This window comes from Vibrio paracholerae (assembly GCF_037672085.1).
Classification (GTDB): Bacteria; Pseudomonadota; Gammaproteobacteria; order Enterobacterales; family Vibrionaceae; genus Vibrio; species Vibrio cholerae.
Genome location: NZ_JBBHLM010000001.1, coordinates 200,119 through 225,240 on the forward strand (window position 1 = coordinate 200,119; position 25,122 = coordinate 225,240).

General features: G+C 47.8%; 23 protein-coding genes. 13 read left to right on the forward strand and 10 right to left on the reverse strand.

Annotated features, from left to right (window positions below; genetic code table 11):
* Positions 1-266 precede the first annotated feature (266 nt).
* Both R4537_RS00820 and cspE read left to right on the forward strand, forming a co-directional pair.
* Positions 267-2,264, forward strand: a complete 1,998-nt coding sequence (locus tag R4537_RS00820; RefSeq protein WP_071179043.1) for a sensor domain-containing diguanylate cyclase — start codon at positions 267-269, stop codon at positions 2,262-2,264.
* Positions 2,265-2,509: 245 nt separating this feature from the next.
* Entirely contained in the window at positions 2,510-2,722 is a 213-nt protein-coding gene (cspE, locus tag R4537_RS00825) for a transcription antiterminator/RNA stability regulator CspE (protein WP_000078819.1), read from the forward strand.
* A 288-nt stretch (positions 2,723-3,010) separates the two neighbouring features.
* Here the strand turns inward: cspE and R4537_RS00830 are convergent, their stop codons facing one another.
* The 7 genes from R4537_RS00830 to R4537_RS00860 form a co-directional block, all read right to left on the reverse strand.
* Positions 3,011-3,727, reverse strand: coding sequence for an SIMPL domain-containing protein (locus R4537_RS00830; protein WP_071179002.1), 717 nt, complete (start codon positions 3,725-3,727; stop codon positions 3,011-3,013).
* Positions 3,728-3,885: 158 nt separating this feature from the next.
* Entirely contained in the window at positions 3,886-5,538 is a 1,653-nt protein-coding gene (locus R4537_RS00835) for a BatD family protein (protein WP_071179003.1), read from the reverse strand.
* Positions 5,532-7,376: a vWA domain-containing protein gene (locus R4537_RS00840; RefSeq protein WP_071179004.1), complete on the reverse strand. Its 1,845-nt coding sequence runs from the start codon at positions 7,374-7,376 to the stop codon at positions 5,532-5,534. The genes R4537_RS00835 and R4537_RS00840 overlap by 7 nt, the downstream gene beginning before the upstream one ends.
* 1 nt (position 7,377) lies before the next feature.
* The gene (locus R4537_RS00845) at positions 7,378-8,304 is read right to left on the reverse strand and encodes a vWA domain-containing protein (protein WP_406948277.1); all 927 of its coding nucleotides are present in this window, start codon (positions 8,302-8,304) and stop codon (positions 7,378-7,380) included.
* A gap of 16 nt (positions 8,305-8,320) precedes the next feature.
* Complete coding sequence (locus R4537_RS00850) at positions 8,321-8,809, reverse strand: DUF4381 domain-containing protein (RefSeq protein ID WP_000665197.1); 489 nt, start codon at positions 8,807-8,809, stop codon at positions 8,321-8,323.
* Positions 8,806-9,738: a DUF58 domain-containing protein gene (locus R4537_RS00855; protein WP_071179006.1), complete on the reverse strand. Its 933-nt coding sequence runs from the start codon at positions 9,736-9,738 to the stop codon at positions 8,806-8,808. The genes R4537_RS00850 and R4537_RS00855 overlap by 4 nt, the downstream gene beginning before the upstream one ends.
* A 3-nt stretch (positions 9,739-9,741) precedes the next feature.
* A complete protein-coding gene (locus R4537_RS00860) occupies positions 9,742-10,698 on the reverse strand; it encodes an AAA family ATPase (RefSeq protein WP_071179007.1) in 957 nt (318 codons plus the stop codon).
* A 427-nt stretch (positions 10,699-11,125) separates the two neighbouring features.
* Here R4537_RS00860 and R4537_RS00865 point away from each other — a divergent pair, with 427 nt between their 5' ends.
* Both R4537_RS00865 and R4537_RS00870 read left to right on the forward strand, forming a co-directional pair.
* On the forward strand, positions 11,126-13,042 hold the full coding sequence (locus R4537_RS00865) for a methyl-accepting chemotaxis protein (RefSeq protein WP_071179008.1): 1,917 nt from the start codon (positions 11,126-11,128) through the stop codon (positions 13,040-13,042).
* Positions 13,043-13,101: 59 nt separating this feature from the next.
* Complete coding sequence (locus R4537_RS00870; protein ID WP_000997601.1) at positions 13,102-13,302, forward strand: chromosome segregation ATPase; 201 nt, start codon at positions 13,102-13,104, stop codon at positions 13,300-13,302.
* Positions 13,303-13,342: 40 nt separating this feature from the next.
* On the opposite strand, the gene R4537_RS00875 is transcribed toward R4537_RS00870, so the two are convergent.
* Entirely contained in the window at positions 13,343-13,996 is a 654-nt protein-coding gene (locus R4537_RS00875) for a DsbA family oxidoreductase (protein WP_044126834.1), read from the reverse strand.
* A gap of 646 nt (positions 13,997-14,642) precedes the next feature.
* Between R4537_RS00875 and R4537_RS00880 the strand changes: the two genes are divergently transcribed.
* The 3 genes from R4537_RS00880 (at position 14,643) to R4537_RS00890 (ending at position 18,365) form a co-directional block, all read left to right on the forward strand.
* The gene (locus R4537_RS00880; RefSeq protein WP_000986003.1) at positions 14,643-15,851 is read left to right on the forward strand and encodes a NupC/NupG family nucleoside CNT transporter; all 1,209 of its coding nucleotides are present in this window, start codon (positions 14,643-14,645) and stop codon (positions 15,849-15,851) included.
* Positions 15,852-16,085: 234 nt separating this feature from the next.
* Positions 16,086-17,318 carry a peptidase T gene (pepT, locus tag R4537_RS00885; protein ID WP_071179009.1) on the forward strand — a complete coding sequence of 411 codons (1,233 nt, stop codon included), beginning with the start codon at positions 16,086-16,088 and terminating at the stop codon, positions 17,316-17,318.
* Positions 17,319-17,489: 171 nt separating this feature from the next.
* Positions 17,490-18,365 carry a mechanosensitive ion channel family protein gene (locus R4537_RS00890; RefSeq protein WP_000400695.1) on the forward strand — a complete coding sequence of 292 codons (876 nt, stop codon included), beginning with the start codon at positions 17,490-17,492 and terminating at the stop codon, positions 18,363-18,365.
* On the opposite strand, the gene norR is transcribed toward R4537_RS00890, so the two are convergent.
* Positions 18,362-19,954, reverse strand: a complete 1,593-nt coding sequence (gene norR, locus R4537_RS00895) for a nitric oxide reductase transcriptional regulator NorR (RefSeq protein ID WP_071179010.1) — start codon at positions 19,952-19,954, stop codon at positions 18,362-18,364. The genes R4537_RS00890 and norR overlap by 4 nt on opposite strands.
* Positions 19,955-20,144: 190 nt before the next feature.
* Here norR and hmpA point away from each other — a divergent pair, with 190 nt between their 5' ends.
* Positions 20,145-21,329: an NO-inducible flavohemoprotein gene (gene hmpA, locus R4537_RS00900; protein ID WP_071179011.1), complete on the forward strand. Its 1,185-nt coding sequence runs from the start codon at positions 20,145-20,147 to the stop codon at positions 21,327-21,329.
* Positions 21,330-21,490: 161 nt separating this feature from the next.
* Here the strand turns inward: hmpA and R4537_RS00905 are convergent, their stop codons facing one another.
* Positions 21,491-21,700, reverse strand: a complete 210-nt coding sequence (locus R4537_RS00905; protein ID WP_000106983.1) for a cold-shock protein — start codon at positions 21,698-21,700, stop codon at positions 21,491-21,493.
* 358 nt (positions 21,701-22,058) lie between these two features.
* On the opposite strand from R4537_RS00905, the gene R4537_RS00910 reads away from it, so the two are divergent.
* From R4537_RS00910 to R4537_RS00930, 5 genes are all read left to right on the forward strand, one after another.
* The gene (locus R4537_RS00910; protein WP_000792012.1) at positions 22,059-22,286 is read left to right on the forward strand and encodes an alternative ribosome-rescue factor A; all 228 of its coding nucleotides are present in this window, start codon (positions 22,059-22,061) and stop codon (positions 22,284-22,286) included.
* A 385-nt stretch (positions 22,287-22,671) separates the two neighbouring features.
* Positions 22,672-23,049 (forward strand): NADH:ubiquinone oxidoreductase, encoded by a 378-nt coding sequence (locus tag R4537_RS00915; RefSeq protein WP_071179012.1) that lies wholly within the window; start codon positions 22,672-22,674, stop codon positions 23,047-23,049.
* A 273-nt stretch (positions 23,050-23,322) separates the two neighbouring features.
* Positions 23,323-23,562, forward strand: coding sequence for a hypothetical protein (locus R4537_RS00920; RefSeq protein WP_000407070.1), 240 nt, complete (start codon positions 23,323-23,325; stop codon positions 23,560-23,562).
* A gap of 86 nt (positions 23,563-23,648) precedes the next feature.
* A complete protein-coding gene (locus R4537_RS00925; protein ID WP_071179013.1) occupies positions 23,649-24,650 on the forward strand; it encodes a response regulator in 1,002 nt (333 codons plus the stop codon).
* A gap of 2 nt (positions 24,651-24,652) precedes the next feature.
* Positions 24,653-25,099, forward strand: coding sequence for a PAS domain-containing protein (locus R4537_RS00930; RefSeq protein ID WP_071179014.1), 447 nt, complete (start codon positions 24,653-24,655; stop codon positions 25,097-25,099).
* Positions 25,100-25,122 lie beyond the last annotated feature (23 nt).

Sequence of the window (25,122 nt, forward strand, 5' to 3'; positions counted from 1 at the left end):
CTGTGCCGAGGATGCGATCAGTTATCTAAAAAAAGTGCGGCGTAGTTAACAGCCAGAAGGATAACCAATTGATTGCTTATCAGAATTTCGGCCATGATTTCGCATAAAACAAAGATTAAGTCAGGCTGCGCATGTTTCCTCGAACCCTACTCAAAAGAGTTACCTCAAGTCGTAATTATCGAATGTTGGCCGAGACCACGTTTGAGTACTTAACGACATTTTTATTATCGCAATCAGCAGGGATCGTACGAGCACCATCTCAAGACGTGGCAGGTCACACCTTACTCTCTTCCAACACATTTACGCCGCTAGAAGCGTACCCTGAAGCCTTTTGGGCATGGGCTGCGCAGTTTGATACTTCCGATGGCTTGATCCCTTTTGCCATCAATACCTGTCGCTGGAACTATTTGCCAGTGATGGGCGGCGAGTCGTTTATTTTTATGCTGGATAATCATCCTCAGCATCGGACTTATCTGATCATTCAAGCGGCATGCGTCGATAAAGTACACCTGAGCACTCAATCCGGTGAGTTGGATTTTTTACAGTTAATTGCAGCGAAATGGCAATGCTTACGAGCGGAAATTGAAGCATCGAAAGAGTTTAAAAATCGTGATTTACGTGAGGCGCAGTACCTTAGTGAAATTCGTCAGCGAGAGCAGTTTATTGACAACATGAAGCTGGTGCATCAAGTCGCGCTCGAGTTATCCAACCCCGCCAATCTTGATGAGCTACACCGCGCATCGGTCGAGGCTATGCGACATCGTCTCGGGTTTGATCGCTCCGCGCTCTTGTTGCTTGATATGAAAAAGCGTTGCTTCAGTGGTACTTATGGTACCGATGAGCACGGTAATACGATTGATGAACAGCACACCCAGTATGATCTGCACCAATTAGAACCTCAATATCTCGAAGCTTTATCCAATGAAGAGTGTACCTTGATGGTGGTGGAGGATGTCCCGCTATACACTGTGGGACAGGTGGTGGGACAAGGCTGGAATGCCATGCTGATTTTGCGTGATGGTAATGACACCATAGGTTGGATTGCCATCGACAACTATATCAATCGACAACCGATCACTGAGTACCAAAAGCAGATGCTCGAATCGTTTGGCTCACTGCTCGCGCAAATTTATATTCGTAAAAAGCAGGAACAAAACGTACGTATGCTGCATGCCAGCATGGTCGAACTGTCTCGCTGTATGACAGTCAGTGAAGTGTGTAAATCGGCGGTCACTTTTGCGATTAACCGAATGGGGATTGATCGCATGGCGGTGTTTTTGACGGATGAAGCTTGTTCTTACATTCAGGGGACGTGGGGGACGGATATTCAAGGCAACATCGTCGATGAATCCTATTTCCATGGTTCAACCCATGAAAACGATATTGTTGATCTCGCCAAAGTTTACCCAAACGAAGTGGTGTTTAAAGAGAGTGTTCCCATCTATCACGACTGTAAAATTGTCGGTTATGGTTGGACGGCGATGACCATGCTCACCGACAAAGGCACCCCGATTGCCTTTATTGCGGCGGATAATTTGATCAGGCGTTCTCCCTTGACTTCACAACTGCGCGAAGTGATTCGCATGTTTGCCTCAAACCTCACCGAAGTCTTGATGCGAGCCAAAGCACAGGAAGCGATCTCGGTACTCAATGAAACGTTAGAGCTTGAGGTACGCAATCGCACTCGTGATTTACAAAAAGCCAACGAAAAACTCGACTTAATGGCGAAATTAGATCCGCTGACTCGTTTAGGTAATCGCCGTATGCTTGAACATCAACTTGAGCAAACTTGTGAACAGACCATCAAAGAGGTAGTCAATTATGGTGTTATCTTGCTTGATATTGACCATTTCGGGCTATTCAACAACTGCTATGGGCATCTTGAAGGCGATATTGCTCTGATGCGGATTGGTAATATCCTCAGTCGACATGCGCAATCTGAGCATGAACTGTTCTGTCGTATTGGGGGGGAAGAGTTTCTGCTCTTGGTGGCGAATCGCAGCGCCGAGGCGATTCGGTTACTGGCCGAAAATATTCGTAAAAGTATCGAAGCGGAATGCATTGAACACTGTGAAAATCCCAGTGGTGGGCTGCTCACAGTGTCGGTCGGTTATGCCGCGTCTCGCTACAAACCACGAGAGATTCAATTTGATCAGCTCTACGCAGAAGCAGATAAAGCTTTGTACAGAGCGAAAAGCCAAGGACGTAATCAGGTTGTTGGCGTTATTGTTGAAAATATCGACTGTATCGGGGTGGAAATGTAGAGTTATCCGGCAGATTTCTCACTCTTTGGCAAATAACACAAATAAATGTAGCGTTTCGAAAAAATACGTGTATAGTTTACCTCGGCTCTTAGGTAAGAGTTGTTAATGTTAAATTCAGTGAAAGTTCAATCTCAGATCGTTATCGATTTCTCGTTAAACCTGCGTCAACTTTGTCTTGATATACCATTCAATAGCTTTCGTTATCAGCCAAATAAACTCATAGCAAATATATATCAGAGGTTACTATGTCTCAGAAAATGACTGGTTCAGTAAAATGGTTCAACGAAACTAAAGGTTTTGGTTTCATCTCTCAAGACAACGGCGGTCAAGACGTGTTCGTACACTTCAAGTCAATCGTTTCTGAAGGCTTCAAAACTCTGGCTGAAGGCCAGCGTGTAAGCTTCACCGTTGAGCAAGGCAAAAAAGGCCCACAAGCTGCTCAAGTTACTGCGCTGTAATTAGCTCAGATTGATTCTAAAAGGGGCGTGGTGAAAACCACGCCCCTTTTTACTTTTAATAGATTGTTTTCTAACATTTTTTTCTAACAAAAATTGCTTTCTAAAAAATGAATTTCTAATGAATGGCTTTCCATTCATTTTTTGCTTTCGATGAATGCGCTCTTATCCCAAACACCCTAGTGTTGCTGGTCAGTGAGTTCATCCCCATCAGCCTCATCCCTATCAGCATAGACAAGACGTGATTCTCATCTTGCCCACACTGTTGCTGCGATAAGTGGTTAGGGTGTATCAATCGGACAGGTAATACTCAACGGTGGTGACCACGCGTACATTTTTGATGTATGGCGTATTGTTATCACGATCAGTAATGGAAAACTGTCCTTGTGAAGCCGTTTTGATCTTGCCTAGGGTGCTTTGCGAATCTTTTGCAAACTTCTGCGCGACTTCTCTTGCCTGCTTCGTCGCCTCTTCAATCATGTCTGGTTTGATGTCATTTAGCCCGGTGAAGCTAAATTCAACGCGATTGTTGTAAGGATCTTGGTTAAAAACCACGCCTTGCTTACCCAACTGACCAATTTCGCTAATGATTTTGCGTACTTGATCGACTTGTTTGCTGTACACGGTCAAGGTTTGAGTCGCTAAATAGCGAAACTCAGCGCGGTCTTCACCATATTGTTGAGCTTTTTTATCGATCACTGCAGGTGCTGAAAGGGAAATCGCTGCGCGATCCACGCCTTTTTCCACTAAGAATTGGGTAATAAGCTGAGTTTGCTGATCCACAGTGGTAAACAGAGAAGAGAGTTGATTATCCGCAACGGTAAACTGAATGGGCCAGATGACGGTATCGGCCACCACTTCACGTTCAGACAGCCCTTTCACCGCCACAACGCGCTCGTACTCTTTAAACTTAACCGCCATTTGTTGTACCAAGAAGCCCAGTGCGGAAAGCCCGATAATCAGGCTTAGTCCGAGCACAGTGGCGGCTTTGGTATTGATATTGGTCATGGATGTCCTCCCAGTGATTGACCTTAACCGACAATAGAGAAGTGCCATGTTTGGTCACATTCTCCACCATTTTTCATCGCGCTCTAAATTACTCTTACCACGCTTAACAAGCTATCCCTCGAGGACATGAAATTGTCAGCCTCCTGTCAAAGCCAAGGTTATAACGGCGGTAACGTGGATGAACGGCTACGCTGCATTTTTCCTTGCTGTTTCTGTTTAGCCACAAACCAATTTTTCAAGGGATTGAAATCCGGTTGCTCTGTCCGCTCCGAGAAACAAGCTTGCTGTAATGTATGGACAAGAGCCGTCAGGGTTTGCTCCTCTTCTTGATTCAGCATCACTTCCTTTTGCCAAGTACGTAACGCTGGGCTCAGAGCCAGTAAGTCTTGTTGCTCGATAGCTTGTAGCACGGCTTGATAGGCGCAAGACGGTGCGTTAGAGGCCGCTTTCGTTTTATGGTTCACCTGAGAGTCGGTGTGCTTGTGACGCCACAACATCCAAGCCAAGAAGGCCGTACTGAGCCACAGCAGCGCAAACAGCAGAGTGATATATGGCCAATAGCCAGCGTTGACGACCTGCTGGATCTCAGGAGTACTCGGCTGGCTCGGCGTGGGTAATACAGGCGTTTCTTCGCTGGGTTTGACTTGCAAAGTCATGCCTGCCACTTGGCTGGTCTGCTCCGCTTGTGTTTGAGTGTTCCACCAGTTGAGGCTGAACTCGGGTAAGTGAATATCTCCTGCCTGACGCGGGATCAGCACTTGCTTGAAGGTCATTACGGTATCGCCATTATCCAGCGTACTAAATTGCGGCTTCTCAGCATAGACGCTGATGCTCTCTGGGTATGGGATGTGTATGTTTGGCAATTGTTGTTGAGTCAACCCACTGACTTGCAGACGAATCTCGCGAGTAATGGCATGGCCAACTTGAGTCGAGTAGGCAGTGGTTGAGTCGAGCTTTTGTTGCCCATCCTGCCACTCTTGAGTCAGGCTCAGCTTGGCGGTGGGCAGCCAAGTGCCCTGATAGTGTTTGGGTTTTTCTAATACTTGGATTGAGTAGTTTTTGGCCTTAGTCAGTATTGGGATTAAGCGAGTATTGCCACTGTATTGGTTACCATGCAATACGCCGGCCTTAAGCACAGGCTCACTTAAGGTAAACTGGCCGGCCTGCTCAGCGGTGATGCGAAAGGATTGTTCGACAATCGTCACTTCTACCCCATTGAGCACACTCGGATACTGTTTCGGCTCGCTCGCCGATTTTAAACTCATGCCCTCGACTTTCGGTGGGGTAATCTTGGGGTCGCGCAGGCGACGAATGTCTTCCTTAATGATCAACTGCGCGTGGAATAGTGTGCTTTCACCAGGATAAAGCTCTGTTCGTTCTAAACGGCTGCGTACCTCCGCCAACTCTTCCTGGGCGGGTTGGTCTTGATCTTCAGTCACTTGGATCGCGATGGGGGAGGTTTGGTGACTCCCTAACTGGAAACTTGGGATAGTCACTATGCCTACTTTTTGCGCCGCAAGAGCAACGGTCCATTCACTGCGTTGTGAGTAGTTGCCATTGATGATATTGGTCGAGGAGGCAAAACTCGGCTGGCCAACGAAAAAGTCAGGCTCTAGTTGGGAAAAATCGAGGGCATCAGCAGAGACTTTGTCATGGCTGACAATTCGCAGCTGAAATACTTCATTTTTGACCACTTTATTTTTGCTGACACTGGCCACTAAATCAGCGGAATGCGCGGGAAGTGCCAGCAAACCTACCAACAGCGTTAGCCAAAAAAGTACGGATTGAAACGGTGCGTGTATCTTTACCATGGCTGATCGGGTTCCGTGGGTTGAGGTTTACGTTGGGCTTGCAGAATAAATTGCGCGCGCAGTAGTGCGCTCGGATCGCGAGCACTCTCGACTTGCTCCAACTTACGTAACATAGGGTCAAGATTGGGATCAGAAGAGGTGGTGACCGACGCGGAGGACTGAGCTGCATTGGCTTTGTCACTCTGCTCATCGTTTTGCTCGGTTCCACTTGGCTGCCCATTTTGCGGATCTTTTGATTGCTCCTGGTGCGCGCTGGGTTCCCCAGCTTGCACATCATCCACAGTGCTTGGTTGCTCCTGTGGTTTTGCATTCGCTTTGGGCTCAGTACTCTCTTGTAGATCCTGCTGTGGGTCAGGCGCCGATGCGCCTTTTGTGTGAGAGCTCGCTTCTTGCTCCTGAGCTGTATTTGAGGGATTTGCTGATGAGCCTTCTTGCGCTTCTTGACCGGAGGAGCCAGATGACGAATCCTGCTGTTGCTGTTGCTGTTGCTGTTGCTGTTGCTGTTGCTGTGCAGCTTTGACCACGTCTAAATTGTGTCGTGCATCTTGATGATTCGGCTCTTGCTTGAGAACTTGTTCGTACAAATCTTGCGCTTTTTGTAACTCTCCTGCTTGCGCATAAGCATTGGCGAGATTGTACTGCGTGGCAGTATCAGGGTTAGCGATTTGGGAATAGGCGTCAATTGCCCCTTGGTAATCTTTGGCATAGTAACGAGCCGCACCTTGCCAGCGTGGATCGCGAAAGGCTTCAGCGGCTTGCGCATATTGCTCATTGTTGAACATGCGCATCGCTTGCTGATCTTGATTTAACCATGCAGAGGCCCAAGCCTGCTGGTTGGGCAAACTCACACCGAAAAGCAGCAGTAAGCTGAAAATCACCCCACGGCGAAATAGGCATAAAGCGGCGATCAGGAGGGGTAATACTAACCAGTAACCGTTATTGACGCGCTCCGTGATGGCTTGACGAGAAGTCGATTCGGCAATATCAATCGGCTGCTGAGTCAGGCTGAGGATGTGCGCCACATCTGCGCCATCCGCACGATACGCGGTCAGCACGCCTTGAACGCGTTGTGAGAGCTGCTGTAATTGGTCAAATGCGGTTTTGGCAATCACGGTCTGGCCTTGACGATCTTTTAGCAGGCTACCATCACCTAAAGGAATAGGTGCGCCGCTAGGAGTACCAATCGCAAGCGTCACCAAACGCCATGGGCTACCTTGTAACAACGAGATCAATTTTTCTCGTTCTGTAACACTCATATCATCGGTGATAAGAATAAGATCCCCTTGCTGATGACCCGATTGCTGGAGCATGGTGATCGCTAAACTCACTGCGGCAGCGGCATCTGAGCCTTGATAGGGCATGATGTCTGGGGAGAGATTCGGCAGCAGATTGGCGAGCGTTGCACTGTCACTCGTCAGTGGGCTCACCACATAGGCATCGGCAGCGTAAGCCACTAAGCCCGTGCTGCCTTCTTGCCAACCTTTTAGGAGATCAAGTGCCTTATAACGCGCCTGGGTTAAACGGTTTGGCGTTAGGTCGGTTGCGTACATTGAGCGTGACATATCCATAATTAACACACGTGCGGCGCTATTTTGCACACTCGGACGTTCAGCGGATTGCCAGCTTGGGCCCGCCATCGCAATGGTAGCGACGATCCAACTGAGTGCCAATACCCCCCAAAAAGAGCGCCGCGTGCGAGTTTCAATCCCCAACGCTTGCGCGAGATGAGGGGCAATCAATCCCCGTTGGTTTTGGCGCAGCCCTCGCCAAGCGGCGAGCAACAACAGAGGCACCAACAACCCTAACCAGTGTGGGTAGAGAAAAATCAACGATGACATGTTATCTCCTCACGATAACCAAAATGACCGAGAGCAGCAGTGCCAAACCCAGTGGATAGAAAAACCACTCGGTTTGTGGACGCCAAGTTTGATTGGATTGGCTAATTGGCTCCAGTTGGTTAATGGTGTCATAGATGTTTTGCAAATCTTGTTGATTACGGGCGCGGAAATAGTGTCCACCTGTGTTGGTCGCGATGGTTTGCAGTGTCTTTTCATCCAGATCTTGCGCGGTATTCACCTTACGACTGAACAGAAAATCTTTGACCACCATTTCACCTGCACCGACGCCGACGGTATAAATCGTGGTGTGGTACTGTTTGGCGATGTCGGCGGCTTCAAGCGGGTCAAGCACTCCCGCGGTATTGCTGCCATCACTGAGCAAAATCATCACGCGTTGCGGCGCATTACTGTCGATAAAGGTTTTGGTCGCAAGTCCAATCCCTTCACCAATCGCGGTTTGAGTGCCGATAAGTTTAAGTACCGCTTGATTAAGCTGGTTAGCGACGGTTTGTCTATCCAACGTCAAAGGCGTTTGCAGATAGGCGTGATCGGCAAACAGGATCAGTCCGATACGATCGCCTTCGCGCTTGGCGATAAATTCAGACAATACCTGTTTGACTGCAGTTAACCTATCCACCATCTGCTGGCCGGACTGCATATCCTCTTGACTCATCGAGTAGGAGAGGTCGACCACCAGCATTAGGTCGCGATGTGACGTACTGGTGCTGATGGGATCTCCGTACCACACGGGTCTTGCCGCAGCGGTGAGCAGCAAAAACCATACACCAACCGCGAGTAATCGAGGAAGCCAAGTCGCGGGGCGTGAACCTGATGTGCTGGGAAGGTAGGGCAGCTTAATCGCCGCCCGAGGTTTGAGGGCTGGAGTAAAAAAATAGATAACCCAAGGCAGTGGTAGAAAAAACAGCATCCACCACCAAATAAACTCAAAACTTGCCAATGCCTGATTTTCTCCGCTTTTTCGGCGGCAAGGCGCTTTCTACCCAAAGGTAACAGTGGTGAACCAGCTCATCAGCATTATTCACTTTTTGTTTCTGGTATAAGGCTTGCTGCCACAAGGTTTCGTTGGGTACGAAGAGTGGATGACCCACTTGGGTATCTAAAAAGGCGTACCAATCTGTACCGGTTAAATGCGCAATCTCCTCGCGAGGGTAGTAGCACAGCGCCGCCTGACGAACCAATTCAATAGCAGAAGAGGGCGTTTGCGGAGTCACTGTCAAACTCAAAAGGCGTAATGCGGTTTTTTTAGGGGCCAGCCGACGGCGATGCCAACGCACTGCCAATCCGATAATAAGCATCACGATAAGAATGCCGGCTAAACTTGCCCACCATCCCCAAGCCAATGGAAACCAGCTAGGGAGTTCAGGCAGATGTAGGCCGTTGAGATCCAGTGATGTGGTTGACGATTCCTTCATTTCTTATGGTCCGATAATTGTTGCAGCAAAGGTATCCCGCTTGAAACTGAGCGGTAGTCCATTTCCAATAATAGACAGAGTGATTTTAGTTTTTCTTTTTGAGTTTCAAAGGCTTTTTTGATACCTGCCCGCGTACTATTTATCGAAAAGTTGAGCCAGCGCGTCTCTTGGTTATTTTGTACTTGCTCAATACCACGAAATGAGGTGTCTCCTTGCTCTAAAGGATCATGAATCTGTACCAGCCGCACGCGATTGTGGCGACAGAGTTGACGCAGCGATAGTGCGTGTTGCTCGGTATCCAAATCGACAAAATCGCTGATCAGCACCACGTCACTGCCTTTCGGGCACAAACGGTTAAGGGTACTGAGCACCTCATGCAGCGCCAGTGTGCGCGTCGTGGGTTGTGTGGGTAGAGTTTGCTGCGCTTCAATGCATGCTGCTAAGATGGCGAGCACGCCACGCTGACGGCTACCGGGTTTGATTTCGATCAGCCGATGCCCCAAATCAATCACTGCACCAACTCGGTCTTGTTGTTTCACGGCAAGCCAGCTTAGCAAGCTTGCCAAATGCGCCGCTTGCACCGATTTCAGCAGTAAACAGGAGCCAAACTGCATCGAGGGACTGAGATCGATATAGAGCACCACCGTTCTTTCGCGCTCTTCACTGAACAGCTTAGTATGGGGTTTACCTGTTCGTGCAGTAACTCGCCAATCAATCGAACGAATATCATCACCCGCTTGATATTGGCGCACTTCCGAGAAATCCATCCCACGTCCTAAACGCCGACTCTGATGCTGGCCGACGCGCTGTGACCAAATTTGACGTGCCGGGGGTAAAAAATGCACGGTCTGCTGCTCATAAGCGAGCAACTCCTCCAAACACAAAGACACCCCATTAGCATGTAAGGGGAGGGCGTGCGGCATCGTCATGATTTATGCACTACCAACCAGTGACAACAGGTGCGAGATGATTTGATTTGGGTGAATTCCTTCCGCTTGCGCCTGATAGCTGAGCAACAGTCGATGGCGCAGCACAGAGAATGCCATTACTTGTACATCATCCGGCGTGACAAAATCGCGTCCTTGTAACCAAGCGCGAGCACGGGCGCAGCGATCCAGCGCAATCGTCGCGCGTGGGCTGACTCCCATCGTCAGCCATTGTGCCAGTTTGGCATCGTAGTTGACAGGATGGCGCGTCGCCATCACCAGTCGTACGAGGTAGTTTTCAATCGCTTCAGCCATATGCACATTGAGCACCTCTTGGCGAGCACTAAACACCTGCTGCTGGGTTAGCAAAGGTTTATTGATGGCTTGTTGCCCTTTTGCCTCACCTCGGTTGAGGCGCAAAATCGCCAACTCATCTTCCGCATTGGGGTAGTTCACCTCTAAATGCAGTAAAAAGCGGTCGAGCTGAGCCTCGGGAAGCGGATAAGTCCCCTCTTGCTCAATCGGGTTTTGGGTTGCCATCACCAAAAAAAGTTCAGGTAAACGATAGGTTTTACGGCCTGCAGAAATCTGTTTCTCCGCCATCGCTTCGAGCATTGCCGCCTGCACTTTGGCGGGGGCACGGTTTATCTCATCGGCCAGCACCAAGGCGTTAAAAATGGGGCCAGATTGAAAGACAAATTCGCCCGTTTCTGGACGATACACATCGCTGCCAGTTAGATCGGCTGGGAGTAAGTCAGGGGTAAATTGAATGCGGTGAAAATCACCTTCAATACAATCAGCCAGTGATTTGACGGCACGTGTTTTCGCCAGCCCCGGCGGGCCTTCCACCAGAATATGTCCATCAGCCAGCAGAGCAATCAGCAGTTGGTTGATTAAATCCGTTTGACCTATGACTTGTTGGTTTAGGTAGTGCTGCAAAGTTTGAAAGGATTGAAACGACATGAAAACTTCTACTCCTAGATTTCTCAGCGATTAGTGTTGCGTAACATCCAGAAAGTTCCACAAAAAATCCCACAGCTAGCATGGGTGTTGAAAAAATGCGCATTTGTATGTGGTTGAACATAAAAAGCGACTATTTTAGTGAATGCTATACCCTTCCTACTTGAAGCTGCAGCGGTGTTGGCTACGTTCGTTCACCCCAATCACATAGTGTATCTATGCTCATGGGGATGAACTCACTTGCCGCCTACCTGCAACTCCAAGTAGTTTGGGTATAAGCAGCGATTTATAAACGACACTTGGGTATTTTCAGTCGAAAGTGTGATGTATAGCAACTTTGAATCTGGGTTTTGTGAGAATTTTCTTAAGTGGCGTGATCTTAAGTCGATAATGTAGAGGTTTCGTAGATAGCCATGATTAGGCGGAGAATATGTTCAAACTGCATCAGATGAGTATTAAGCAAAAGGTTGTGTTAGGGGTCACTCTCGCCGTACTGGCATCCACCCTGATTGTGGGTGTGATGGCACAGCGCCAAGCGCGGGAGGTGCTAGAGCATCGCTTAGTCGATTTAGAGCTACCCAATATTTTGAAGTTGATTAAAAGCGATATTGACCATGAAGTGCTACAACTGCTTGCTTCTGCCCAGCAAATTGCCAGCAATGAGTTTGTGCAGCAAGCAATTGCTACCACAGAAAGAGATCCGGCAACAGAAGCGTTATTAGTGAAGCAGTTGAACAACTTACGCGATCAATACCGCTTGAATGATGCGTCGGTAGCCAACCGAAAAACGGCGTATTACTGGAACCAAAACGGTTTTCTGCGCGAGCTGAATCAGCAGCAAGACGGGTGGTTTTTTGGCTTTATCGGCTCAGGAAAGCCGACCATGGTCAGCATGTTCCAAGAGGCGAATGGCGAAGTCAAAATGTTTGCCAACTACCAGTTGGTGAATGGCAATACCATGTCTGGTATGTCTAAGTCGATGGATGACATGGTGCGTCTGCTTAACAGTTTTAAAATCGAAGACACCGGTTTTGTGTTTTTGACCAATGCACAGGGTGAGGTACAAATCCATCGGCAGAAAGAGCAAGTGAAATCGAGCTTGCAGCAAATTTATGGTTCAGGGGCGAGTGCGCTGCTGAACAAATCCGGCTTCAACTTGATTTCGACGGACTATCAAGGTGAAGAAGTCATGGTAGCGAGCATTTACATCGAGAGCATGGACTGGTTCTTGGTCGGCACCGTGCCTGTGCATGAGGTGTTTGCGGAATTGGATGCCGTAGCACAGCGTATGATGCTCACGACGCTGGCGGTAGCTGCCATCTTTATTTTTATGGGGATTTTCCTGGCTAACAGTATCGCTATGCCGATCAATCAGATAGCCAAACGCTTTACCGATTTGGGCAGAGGGGATGGTGATCTCTCGCAGCGTATTGAAGTGAAAGGGAATGATGAAATCGCTCAGCTTTCCAAAGGCTTTAATGGTTTTATTGAGAAGATCCATCAATCGATAAAAGACGTTGCCCAAACCAGCCGCGAGTTGCAAGTGGCCGCCGAAGGGGTATCACGCAAAGCGTTAGTCACCCACGACAATAGCCAGCAGCAGCGCGATCAAACGATCCAAGTGGTTACCGCCATCAACCAAATGGGGGCGACGATCAGTGAAATCGCCTCTAATGCGGCGACTGCGGCCGAAACGGCGAATCAAGCGTCTGGTAATGCGGATCAAGGGCGCAATGTCGTCAATAAAGCCAAAGAGGCGATCAGCCGCTTAGCTCACGATATTGAAAACACGGGCAAAGTGGTGGAGCAATTGGCGTCGACCACTCAAGAGATTGGGTCGATCTTGGATGCGATCCGCGGTATTTCAGAGCAAACCAACTTGCTGGCACTCAACGCGGCGATTGAAGCCGCCCGTGCTGGCGATCAAGGCCGTGGTTTTGCGGTGGTGGCCGATGAAGTGCGTAACTTAGCGAGTCGTACGGCATCCTCGACGGAAGAAATTCAGAAGATGATTAACCAGCTGCAAAATGATGCTAAGAATGCTGTATCGGCAATGGATGCGGGTAAAACGGTGACTCACCAAGGGGTTGCCGCTTCTGATGAGGCAGTACAGGTGCTGATGAGTATTTCGGATCGAATCCACGATATTTCAGATCGCAACACACAAGTCGCTACAGCAACCGAAGAGCAATCGACCGTTGTGCACACCATTAACCAAAATATCGAAGAGATTAACGCGATTAATGCAGTGACCACCTCAACGGCAGAAGAGCTGGCTGATGCGAGCAAATCATTGCGTGAACTCTCTGGCCGCTTAGATAAATTGGTGGGCAACTTTAAACTCTAGAAACCTTGCCGGGAGTTCGTTACACTTCCGGCCAGTAAAAACCAAGTAGGTAATGAGTGATGAACGATTTCGAAAAAGAGCTGGAGTTGATGTCTCAGCAAGTTGCAGAAGAGCCAGAAACGCAACTGCCCAGTCTGGATGAGCAAAAAGCGATTGCAGAAAAACTCAAACAGTTGGAAGCCGAAGGCAAATTGACCCCAGAAGTGCTTGAAGCCTATTTTGGTCAGTACTACGCGAAAACGGAAACGCCTATTCACTAAGGTGGATAGCGAGTTAGTCCAGATGTCATCATCGAGCCGCTTAGTGCTCGCGATCCGTTTTTGTGGTCAGGCGCTGCAACACATCCAGCAAAATATCGCTGGTTTGTGCACCTGAGATTAAATATTTCTGCTCAATGATCAAGGTCGGCACGGCATGAATGCCTGCTTGTAGCCACTGTTGCTCAGTATTGGCTACTGCGTTCGCCCATGATTCATCGGCGAGGATCTGCTGGCAGGCGGTACGGTCTAAACCCACCGTCTGCGCGATTTCCAGCAGTACCTCATGCTCATCTATCGCTTTGCCTTGCTGAAAATAGGCTGACCAGAGGGCTAAGGTGAGAGGCAACTGCTTGTCTTGCTGATGAGCCCACAGCAGTAACTGGTGGGCTTTGCGTGTGTTGTAGATGCGCATTTCATCAAAAAAGTGAAACGCAAATCCCACGTCGTTTCCAAGCTCAGTCAGCGTTTTACGTGCTTGCTGGCTCGCCTCAAGGCTGGTGCCATATTTTTTATTCAGGTGCTCGCGCAGGTTTTCTCCGCCCATGGCTAACCTTGGGTTCAGTTCATAAGGATGCCACCTGAGTGTGACATCGACCTCTGGCAGCCGAGCGAGGGCATGGCGCAATCTTAAATAGCCAATCACGCACCAAGGGCAGACGATGTCTGAGACAAGATCTATCGTTAGCTTGTGCATCGTTTCCTCCTTAATCAGTGCTAATGAAAAGTATAGGCTTTCTGATTAAATGTACAGCGAGTGACGGTGTGAGTGACTTGCAACTCCGAGTCATGGGGATAGCGCTGAAAAAACGCCTCACGGCTTCTTTGAAACACGTGAGGCGTTGACACTGACGTTGTTAGTAATGGTTATTCAGAATAATCAAATTGAATTAAAGCTAGGCTGCTTCGCACTTTTATGCCAGCTTGTTTTTCGACCAATCGATAAAAGAATGCAACTTTGTGATATGTGTTCCATTCAATAAGTAACAAGTTCTTGAACTGTCATGATAAAGAGCCATTTTTGTAAAGCGCTGCATGCCTAGTGAGCGATGAGATAAAAAATACCCGAAATAAACGTTTGCGCGAAAAAATGTGATGAAACTCATTTTTTTATCGTTATACTTTGCGCCCGGCTAAGAGCCGGTTGCTCTGCCAGTACAAGCCGTCACAAGGAAATGTGAATGACCCCAAGGACAGGACCAGCTATTTCCCAGCTTGTATCTGTTGATGTTGATGGCCTGTGAGCAATAAAACTTTATTCCCTCCTTTTGAGGTTGCCTCTGCCTACACACTGATCAAGCCATGGGTTTCCCTGTTTTTACTCACATTTTTCTAGGTAAATTATGGCGATTTTGTTTGGAATCATCGGTGTTACGGTACTGATCTTATGCGCGTATCTGCTCTCTGAAAGCCGCAGTGCGATTAATTGGAAAACCATTTCCCGAGCCTTGTTGTTGCAAATTGGTTTTGCGGCTCTTGTGCTTTATTTCCCATTGGGGCAAACCGCGCTAAGCAGCTTGAGTAATGGGGTTTCTGGTTTGCTCGGTTTTGCCGATGTCGGCATTCGCTTTCTGTTTGGTGATCTTGCCGATACGGGCTTTATTTTTGCTGTTCGTGTATTACCTATCATCATCTTCTTCAGTGCGCTGATTTCTGCCCTTTATTACCTCGGTGTGATGCAAAAAGTGATCGCCCTGATCGGCGGTGGCATTCAACGCTTCTTAGGCACCAGTAAGGCGGAATCACTGGTCGCGACAGGCAATATTTTCCTATCACAAGGCGAATCGCCACTTTTGGTGCGCCCCTTCCTTGCCAATATGACACGCTCTGAACTGTTTGCGGTCATGGCGGGCGGTATGGCATCGGTAGCAGGCTCTGTGCTGGGTGGTTACGCAGGTTTAGGGGTTGAGCTGAAATACCTGATTGCAGCGAGTTTCATGGCGGCGCCGGGCAGTTTAATGATGGCGAAAATCATTGTTCCTGAGCGTGGTGTGCCAATCGATCAAAGCCAAGTCGAGTTGGATAAAGCGCAAGACAGCAACTTGATTGATGCTCTCGCTAGTGGTGCGATGAATGGTATGAAAGTCGCCGTTGCAGTGGGCACTATGTTGATTGCGTTCGTCAGCGTGATCGCTATGGTCAACACTGGCCTTGAAAATCTGGGCGATCTGGTTGGGTTTAGCGGCATTACCTTACAAGCCATGTTCGGTTATCTGTTTGCTCCTCTAGCATGGGTGATTGGTATTCCAAGTCACGAAGTGCTGGCGGCAGGTTCCTACATCGGTCAGAAAGTGGTGATGAACGAATTTGTGGCTTTCATTGACTTTGTTGAGCATAAAGCGCTGCTTTCTGAGCATAGCCAAGTCATCATCACGTTTGCATTGTGTGGCTTTGCCAACATTGGCTCTATCGCGATCCAATTAGGCTCCATTGGCGTGATAGCCCCTGAGCGCCGCTCGGAAGTGGCGAACCTAGGCATAAAAGCGGTCATTGCTGGCACTTTAGCCAACCTAATGAGCGCTTGCTTAGCGGGGATTTTCATCTCGCTATAATCGCTTCAACAAGCAACCTATTGAGCCTATCCTATCGGATAGGCTTTTTTATTTGCTAAGCCGTTTGGTTGCTAACTCGTTTAGGTATCGCTGATTTTGATTAATCGGTGAAAAACTGATTTGTAACAACTCATCGGCGCTGAGAATACGTAGTATGGGGTGCAATTCACTGCTTATGCTCCCTTTCAGCGAGGTTAAATCAACGCTGCGTATTTGAATGATGAGTGCTTGTTTATGAAAAATCTTGTTGGGCGCTTTATGCGCTATGTCACTTTTGATACTCAATCTAAACCGAAAAACCATCACTGCCCAAGCTCTACGGGTCAGAAAGTCTTTGCCCAAGCGCTGTATGAAGAGCTACTTGAATTAGGCTTAAGTGATGTTTCGCTGGATGATCATGGCTATGTGATGGCCAAACTCCCATCGAATGTGAACTATCCAGTGCCCGCGATTGGCTTTATTGCCCACATGGACACCTCTCCAGATGCTTGCGGTAAGCATGTTAAACCGCAAATCGTTGAAGATTATCAAGGTGGTGATATTGCCCTTGGTAAAGGGGACGAAGTGTTGTCGCCCATTCAATACCCTGACTTGCATCTGCTGCATGGCTATAACCTCATCACGACCGATGGCACAACCTTATTGGGTGCAGATAATAAAGCGGGGATTGCAGAAATCATCACCGCGATGGAAATCTTGCTTGCTGATCCTTCGATTCCCCATGGCGATATCTCGATTGCATTCACGCCAGATGAAGAGATTGGCCGCGGTGCCAATCATTTTGATGTGGCGAAATTTGCGGCGCAGTGGGCATATACCATCGATGGCGGCCCGATTGGAGAGCTGGAGTATGAGAACTTCAACGCCGCCACAGCGACGGTTGTTTGTCATGGAGTGAATGTGCATCCGGGGACAGCCAAAGACAAAATGGTCAACGCTATGCACATTGCAGCGCAGTTTATTTTGATGATGCCAGAAAACGAAACGCCTCAGCATACCGAAGGCTATCAAGGTTTCTACCATCTTTCTGGCGCGACCATGAGTGTTGCCAAATCAGAGCTCAAATACATTTTGCGTGACTTTGAGGCGAGCGGTTTACAAGCTCGCCAAGCGTTAATGCAAGCTAAAGTAGCCGAGCTCAATCAGCAGCTTAAAAAAGGTCGTGTCGAGGTGAGTTTCGAGCAGAGCTACTCCAATATGAAGGAGAAGGTGGAGCCGCATCCACATATTATTGAGTTGGCCAAACAGGCGATGGTGGCTTGCGATGTTGAGCCGAAAATTAAACCGATCCGTGGTGGGACGGATGGGGCGCGGCTGTCATTTATGGGATTGCCTTGTCCAAACATTTTCACTGGTGGCTATAATTTCCACGGCATTCATGAGTTCATCACCATTGAAGGGATGGAAGCCGCGGTACAAGTGATTGTGAAACTTGCACAGAAAACGGCACTGCATTATCGGCAATAACCGTTTTTCCTTTGAAAAGCCGCATTAAGCGGCTTTTTTTATGATGAAATTTGCCGAGCAGCCAAGAGTTTGGGGATAGCGCTTGTCAGGCAAGGGGATTCAATGTTGAAATTGCGCGACACGCAACACCACGAGATAAAGCGGCGGGTTAAGCCGTAGTAGGAGAAAGAGATGGAACATCTGAGCATAGCGGTCGATTTTTTGCTCACCCATAAGTTGCTGCTGACAGCGTTGATTTTATTGGGCGTGATTTCAGTGCGCCGCCTTGTTTTAGAACATATTCGTGGTGATGCGGCGCTCATCACCGAAAAGCAACGCAAATGGATGTCACGTACCAAAAACGGCGTATTTACGGTCACTTTGCTTGCCCTGTTCATGCTTTGGCAATCGGAAATTAGCGAATTTGCACTCTCGGTGACGGCGATTGCAGTAGCGATTGTGGTGGCCTCAAAAGAGATCATTTTGTGTTTCACCGGATCGATTCAGCGCGCGAGTTCTCGTTCATTTCGGATCGGGGACTGGATTGAAGTAGGGAGTGTGTGTGGCGAGGTGATTGAGCACAACCTCATGGCGACTGTGATCCAAGAGATCGATTTACACCACGGCCAGTATAACTACACCGGAAAAACCGCGACGTTACCGAACAGTATGTTTTTCTCTTATCCGGTGAAAAACCTCAATTTTATGAAGCGCTATGTGTTCCATAACTTCAAAATTGTGGTGCCCGAATTTGTGAATCTTTTCCCACTGGTGCCGATATTGCACGAAAGGATTGAAGGGCATTTTGCCCACTTTATGGAAGTGGCACGCCGCTACAATACGGTGATTGAGCGCCATGCTGGGGTGGATTTGCCCAGTGCTGAGCCGCACATTGAAATCAGCAGTTCATCAACGGGAGAGCAAGTGGTGCACGTGATGATTTTCTGCCCGACCGAACGCGCGAACCAACTTGAACAACTGATCCGGCGTGATTTTATGCAGGAGTATGAGCGTGCATTTCCGCGCTCAACTCCCACGCCGATAGTGCCTGTGCCTAGCGCCAGTTAACGAGACCTTTCTATTGAGTGGCTACGGGATACAGTAATGCCGAGCCGTTTGGCCAGCCGTGTCAGGTTGGCTCTGTCGGTCTGGAGGCGGCGTGCCGCCTCTGCCCAATTAAAGTCAGCTTGGGTGAGGGTTTCGCTGATCAAATGGCGTTGAAATTCATCCGTCGCGTCACGTAAACCCAATTCACCAATCCATTCACCCAACATAGGTTCATCTTGCGCTGTCGATTCAACCATCGCTGCTCTTGGCCCTTGTAATTCCCCTAAGTCTTCAACTTTTAATGTCGTGACTGGGCGCCCCCGCTGGCGTGCTTTGGCTTTGAGTGCCGCGCGGTTAATTACATGCTCTAGCTCTCGCACATTCCCCGGCCAAGGGTATTGGATAAGCTGACTTAACACATCGCCATGCAGCTTTAGTTGAGTGATACCGAGTTTACGTCGCGCTTGTTCTACGAAGTATCCCGCGAGTAGGGAGAGATCGCCTTTGCGTTCACGCAGTGGCGGCACGTAGATCGGATACACGCTCAATCTGTGATAGAGATCGGCTCGAAAACGGCCAGCTTCGACCTCTTTTTTCAAATCACGGTTGGTGGCCGCTAGAATCCGCACATCGACGGTTTGTACTCGATCTTGGCCAACAGGTTGAATTTCATGGTTTTGCAGTGCGCGCAGAATTTTGCTTTGCGCACTGAGGGGTAATTCACCTATCTCATCGAGAAACAGTGTGCCGCCATCCGCCAGAGCAAACTTACCCATTCGCGCGCGGTCAGCTCCGGTAAACGCCCCTTTAACATGGCCAAACAGTTCGCTTTCCAACAGGTTTTCAGGGATAGCGGCGCAGTTGACATACACCAGAGGCTGCCGTTTGCGATTTGAGCGCTGGTGTATGGTACGAGCAACCAGCTCCTTACCTACACCGGTTTCACCGTGGATCAGAATATTGAATTGCGAGGGTGCAACCACATCAATATCCGCTTTCATGGCGAGCATGGGGCCGCTATTACCAATAATTTCGACACTGTCACGGCTCCATGCTTCTTGGTTAAGCTCTTCCAGGCGTAATTGTGTCTGTTTGGCTTGGTTTTCCAGCTCAGAAAAGGTGAGCGCCATTTTCAACGTTGCTGCCGCAATGGCCGCAAGTATTTCTAAACTGCGAGGTGAGAGATGATCAAACGCATCGGGCTTTAAGCTATCGAGCGTCAATATACCCAGTAACTGCTCGCCAAAATGGAGGGGTAAGCCCATACATGAGTGCATAGGCAGATCGTCTTCGCTGTCGAGTAGCAGTCCATCAAAAGGGTCGGGGAGTGGGCAATCCGCCGCAAAACGGACGGGTAAATCCGCGCTGCAAATTTGAGCCAATCTAGGATGTTCACTGACTACGAAACGGCGGCCTAGGGTGTCGCGAGTTAATCCCTGCATCGCCAGAGGAGTTAAGGTGTCGTTGTGCAGAGACATCAGAACGACGCAGTCACAGATCACCGCTTTGCGTACTGCATCCAGTAGGCGATGAAAACGCTCTTCGTTGTTGGCTCCGCTGGCGAGCCCGACGGTCATTTCTAACAAAGTACTCAAGCAGAATTCTTGCATCTTGGCTTCTTAGGTTCGGATTTTTTGATATTGTAGTGTCAAATCGACACTGTGAGAAGAGTTAAATTGACCTGTTAAAAAATGGCTTATTGTTATTTTTCAATAAATTAGGTTTTGGCATGCAATCTGCTCATTAAGAAGGCTTGTGTAGAGTGGCTCAAGCCACCGTTTTGCCTATCGAGGAGAAGTTATGCTCACCCAAGAACACATCAATATCATTAAAAGCACCATTCCTTTACTAGAGTCAGCAGGTCCTGCGCTGACGCAACATTTTTACCAACGTATGTTCAGCCATAATCCAGAGCTGAAGCATATTTTTAATATGACCCACCAGAAAACAGGACGTCAAAGTGTTGCGCTGTTTGAAGCCATTGCGGCTTATGCCAAGCATATCGATAATTTAGCCGCATTAACCAGTGCCGTTGAGCGTATCGCCCATAAACACACCAGTTTTAATATTCAGCCAGAGCATTATCAGATTGTCGGGCATCATCTGCTGGAGACTTTGCGTGAATTAGCCTCAGATGCCTTTACCCAACCGGTTGAAGAGGCTTGGACCGCCGCGTATTTCTTTTTGGCTCAAGTTTTTATCGACCGCGAAGGCGCACTCTATTTAGAGCGCAAACAAGCTTTAGGTGGATGGCGTGATGGCCGAACCTTTGTTGTACGCGAGAAACAGGTAGAGTCTGCTTACGTGACCAGTTTTGTGCTTGTACCCGCTGATGGTGGTGCGGTACTGGATTATCAACCAGGGCAATACATTGGGATTGAAGTGACGCCAGAGGGAAGTGATTATCGAGAAATTCGTCAATACTCCTTGTCGCATGCATCGAATGGTCGTGAGTATCGCATTTCGGTTAAGCGCGAAGGGGGGGGCAGTGATAATCCAGGGCTGGTTTCTCACTATCTGCACAACAACGTCAAAGTTGGGGATAGCCTTAAACTCAATGCTCCCGCCGGAGATTTTTTCTATGTTGAGCGTGAGCGGCCTGTGGTTCTGATTTCGGCTGGTGTTGGCGCGACGCCCATGCAGGCTATCCTGCACACCTTAGCCAAGCAAAATAAGCCTGGAGTGACTTATCTTTATGCGTGTAATTCTGCTAAGGAACATACTTTTGCTCAGGAAACCGCGCAGCTCATTGCGCAACAGGGATGGATGCAGCAAGTGTGGTACCGTGATGAAAGTGCAGATGATGTCTTACAAGGTGAAATGCAGTTAGCCGAGCTTACTCTGCCGATTGAGGATGGAGATTTCTATTTGTGTGGTCCGATCGGTTTTATGCAGTATGTGGTCAAGCAGTTGCTGGCGCTTGGTGTGGATAAGACGCGAATTCATTATGAAGTGTTTGGTCCACATGCACAGCTTGCGGCGTAAGAGTCTCTGTCTTTTGGAGCATCTAAGCCATTAAGTCACGGCCGATGTCCCTTTTCTCATCGGAGCTTTTGTAAAATCGATATATTTGTAAAATCGATATAAAAGAAGCATAAAAATAGCCAGCCTAGTGAGGCTGGCTATTAAAATCTTTGGCAAGTCTATTACAGAACTTTGATGCTTTCAGCTTGTGGACCTTTCTGGCCTTGAGTGATCACGAATTCCACTTTTTGACCTTCAGCCAGAGTGCGGAAACCGTCACCTTGGATTGCGCTGAAGTGAGCAAAAACGTCAGGACCGTTTTCTTGCTTGATGAAACCAAAGCCTTTAGTTTCGTTGAACCATTTCACGGTACCAGTAACTGGAGTAGACATAATAAATATCCTAAAAACATTTTTTAACGTAGGCCGATTACGGCGCGGATAGCGTGGAAAAGTAGCTTGCTATTGCGTACGACACGGACGGTTACGAATAATCCAACCAAGCGATGTGTATACAAAGAACTCTTTCTAGCCGCGATCGAGTCTAGAGTAAACCATTGGCTTGTCAATCGAATCTTGAACAGAGTCGAAACCCGTTAACAAAAATAGTCCAAAATTTTGCACTGAATGCCATTTCTATGTAACTAAGTTTTCTCTTTGTTCCGCTCATTTATGAGTTGACACTGCTTAAATTGCCTACAAAATGTCGTGACTGCCGAAATGTGGCAGTAAATTGTATGGAGCTCTATCAATGAAAAACAAACCAGAAGTAATACCAGTATCGACGTCATCCGTAGGAGATACGGAGTGTGGGCGTGGTGTAGTGAAAGACAATGCTTTGAAAGCCGTCGTCACCAGTACCTTATTTCGCTGCCGAGTGGAAAAGGCGAAAAAAGGTAAAGGTAGCTATTCACGTAAAATGAAGTACAAAGGCAAAGAGCCTTACGCAAACCTTACGGATTTCGTTGTGTTTGCGTAAGGCTTTTGAGCCTATATCCCGCCCTGTATTCGTCTACCGCTTCCCCATCCCTTTTTAGTCAGTTTTCGCTGATAAAGCACACCAATAAAGATGCTGTGAAACAGCTTTTACATCTCAGAATAGAGAAAATCTGGCAAGTCCAAATGTAACTTTTTTGTTTCAAATGTTTCATTTTGTTGCTTTTGATGCTTTGTCTTCTCTTTTGCCTAGTATTTCAGGTCATTTACATTTAACCATTGTGTAACAATAGGTTTCATTAAAATTTGGATATAAATTCTGTATGTTTTTTGAGCTTGAAATAATTTTTTGAAGGTTCAAAATTAACTAGAAATGAGTTTTCAAAAATGAATGGATGCTTTTAGTGGTAATTTAAGGTAGGTGCATCATGAAACTGTTTTTAATTCTCATGCTTTCTGTATTGGGTGGTATCGCATCAGCGGATCACATCCAATCATTTATTCTCGGTTTCGGTGTGGCTTCCTTAGCCGTTGGCAGCTGTTACTGGCTTGCGTTTCGTAGTACGCGTTTTCCACAACTCGCCGTTTTTCTGCTCCTGTGCGGTTTCCTTGCTAAGGTTGCTGTGACCGTCGTGGGCGTGATGTGGGGAATTTCAAATGAACTGATCACCTCGCCGTTTGTCTTTGCGTTGTCTTATCTCTTCTTCTCGATTGTCGCGACTTATTTCTGGTTCCGCTATCGTGAGTTGGCAACAAAACTCAAAGACAAAATTACCGCAACACAGCACCAATCGCACTCTCATTAACCATTAGCTTTTTAATTAACAGCACTTACCAAACAATTAATCAAAGCCACTGAGCTCTGCTTTTTGCTTTGCGTAGCGATTCTATGGATTGTCTATTCTCTTTCGACGCCGACTTGAAACTGTCGCCACGCTTACCGGCTTGGCTCATCTTAATCACCTCACTTTGTTCATCTCACCATCAGGTCAAGGTGGCGTAAGCCTTAGACTTTTGTACAACAGCCAAATCTCAGCACAATGATTACACTGAGGAAAAGTGAATCAGAGGGAATGATCATGGAGATTGTGCTGTTTTGGGTTGAGAAACTGATTCTGGTTAGTGGAATTTTGCTCGTTTTGACTGGTGTGATGCGTTACGGCCGTCGCAGTCAAGATTGGAAAGGGGTGGTGACTATGTTTTATAAACGCATCCCAATGACGATTGAAGAGTATAAGTGGTATCGGCTCGGAGTGAGTTGTATTGTGTTTGCCATTATCTTACGAATTGCCCTGTTGACTTTCTGGCCCGCCATTTGATTTACGATCCCACCACCTTTTACCTAGCTGTAGTGTGAATTTTGGGTATACACTTTAGTTACTGATAAAACAAATAAGGTGGTGGCATGTCTTTCCCTGTTCTCATCTGTGATGACTCTCCACTCGCGCGCAAACAGATGGCGCGTTCGCTTCCCGCATCGCTTAACGCAGACATTACCTTTGCGGTACATGGTTTGGATGCGATGGGCATTTTAGAGAAGCAAAGTTTCAAGCTCATGTTTTTGGATCTCACAATGCCGGAGTTAGACGGCTTCGAGACATTAGAAGCAATGGGGAAAAAAGGCTACACGACGCCTGTAGTGGTGGTATCGGGGGATATTCAACCGAAAGCCAAAGAGCGGGTGTTAGCGCTCGGAGCCAAAGCCTTCATTCAAAAGCCCATCGATAAGAATGTGCTCAATGATGTGCTGAAAATGTTGGTGGAGCCACCCACTCAGCCACGCATTGTCACTCCGGTTTCGGTTGAGTTGCCGATTTTAAAACGGCGCGATATTTACATGGAAGTCGCCAACGTGTCGATTGGTCGAGCCGCTGATGCCTTGGCGCGCCATTTTGATGTGTTTGTTGAGTTGCCTTTGCCTAATGTGAACATCTTTGAGGTGAGTGAGTTACACATGGCACTGCGTGATTTGGCTGAAAACAGTCAAGTCTCGGGGGTGTGTCAGGGTTTTAGCGGCGAAGGAATTGCTGGTGAAGCACTGGTGTTATTGAGTGACTCTAGTGTGGCGGATCTCAAAAAATTAATGAAGGTTCCGGTCGATAGTGAAGACTTGCAAGAGTTAGAGCTGCTGATGGATGTCTCTAATATTCTGGTGGGCTCATTTCTAAATGGTTTAGGCCACCAAGCGGAAGTGCGTTTTTTCCAAAGTTCGCCCGTTTTATTGGGGCAGCATATCTCTATTGATTCTGTGATTCAGTCGACCGAAGGGGCATTTAAGAAAACCATGACCTTTGAGGTGAGTTATAGCATTGAGGGCAGCTCGATTCGTTGTGATTTACTGTTTATGTTTGTTGATGAGTCACTGCCGTTACTTGATAACAAGCTTTCCTATTTAATGGGGGATTGATGATGCAAGGTTTCTCAACGGATTTTGAGCAATTCCATTGGATGGTCGATATGGTTCAGAATGTCGATATGGGATTGATTGTGATTAACCGAGACTACAACGTGCAAGTGTGGAATGGGTTTATGACCCATCATAGCGGTAAGCAAGCTCATGATGTTATTGGTAAATCTCTGTTCGAGATTTTTCCAGAGATCCCTGTGGAGTGGTTTAAGTTAAAAACCAAACCGGTGTACGATCTGGGTTGCCGTAGTTTTATTACTTGGCAGCAGCGCCCTTATTTGTTCCATTGCCGTAATGTGCGTCCAGTGACTCAGCAAGCCAAATTTATGTATCAAAACGTCACGCTTAACCCAATGCGTACGCCGACAGGCGCGATAAATTCACTCTTCTTATCTATTCAAGATGCAACAAGTGAAGCCCTTGTTTCTCTACAGGCTTCTTCTCAATAAATATGAAACGGCCATCTGATGGC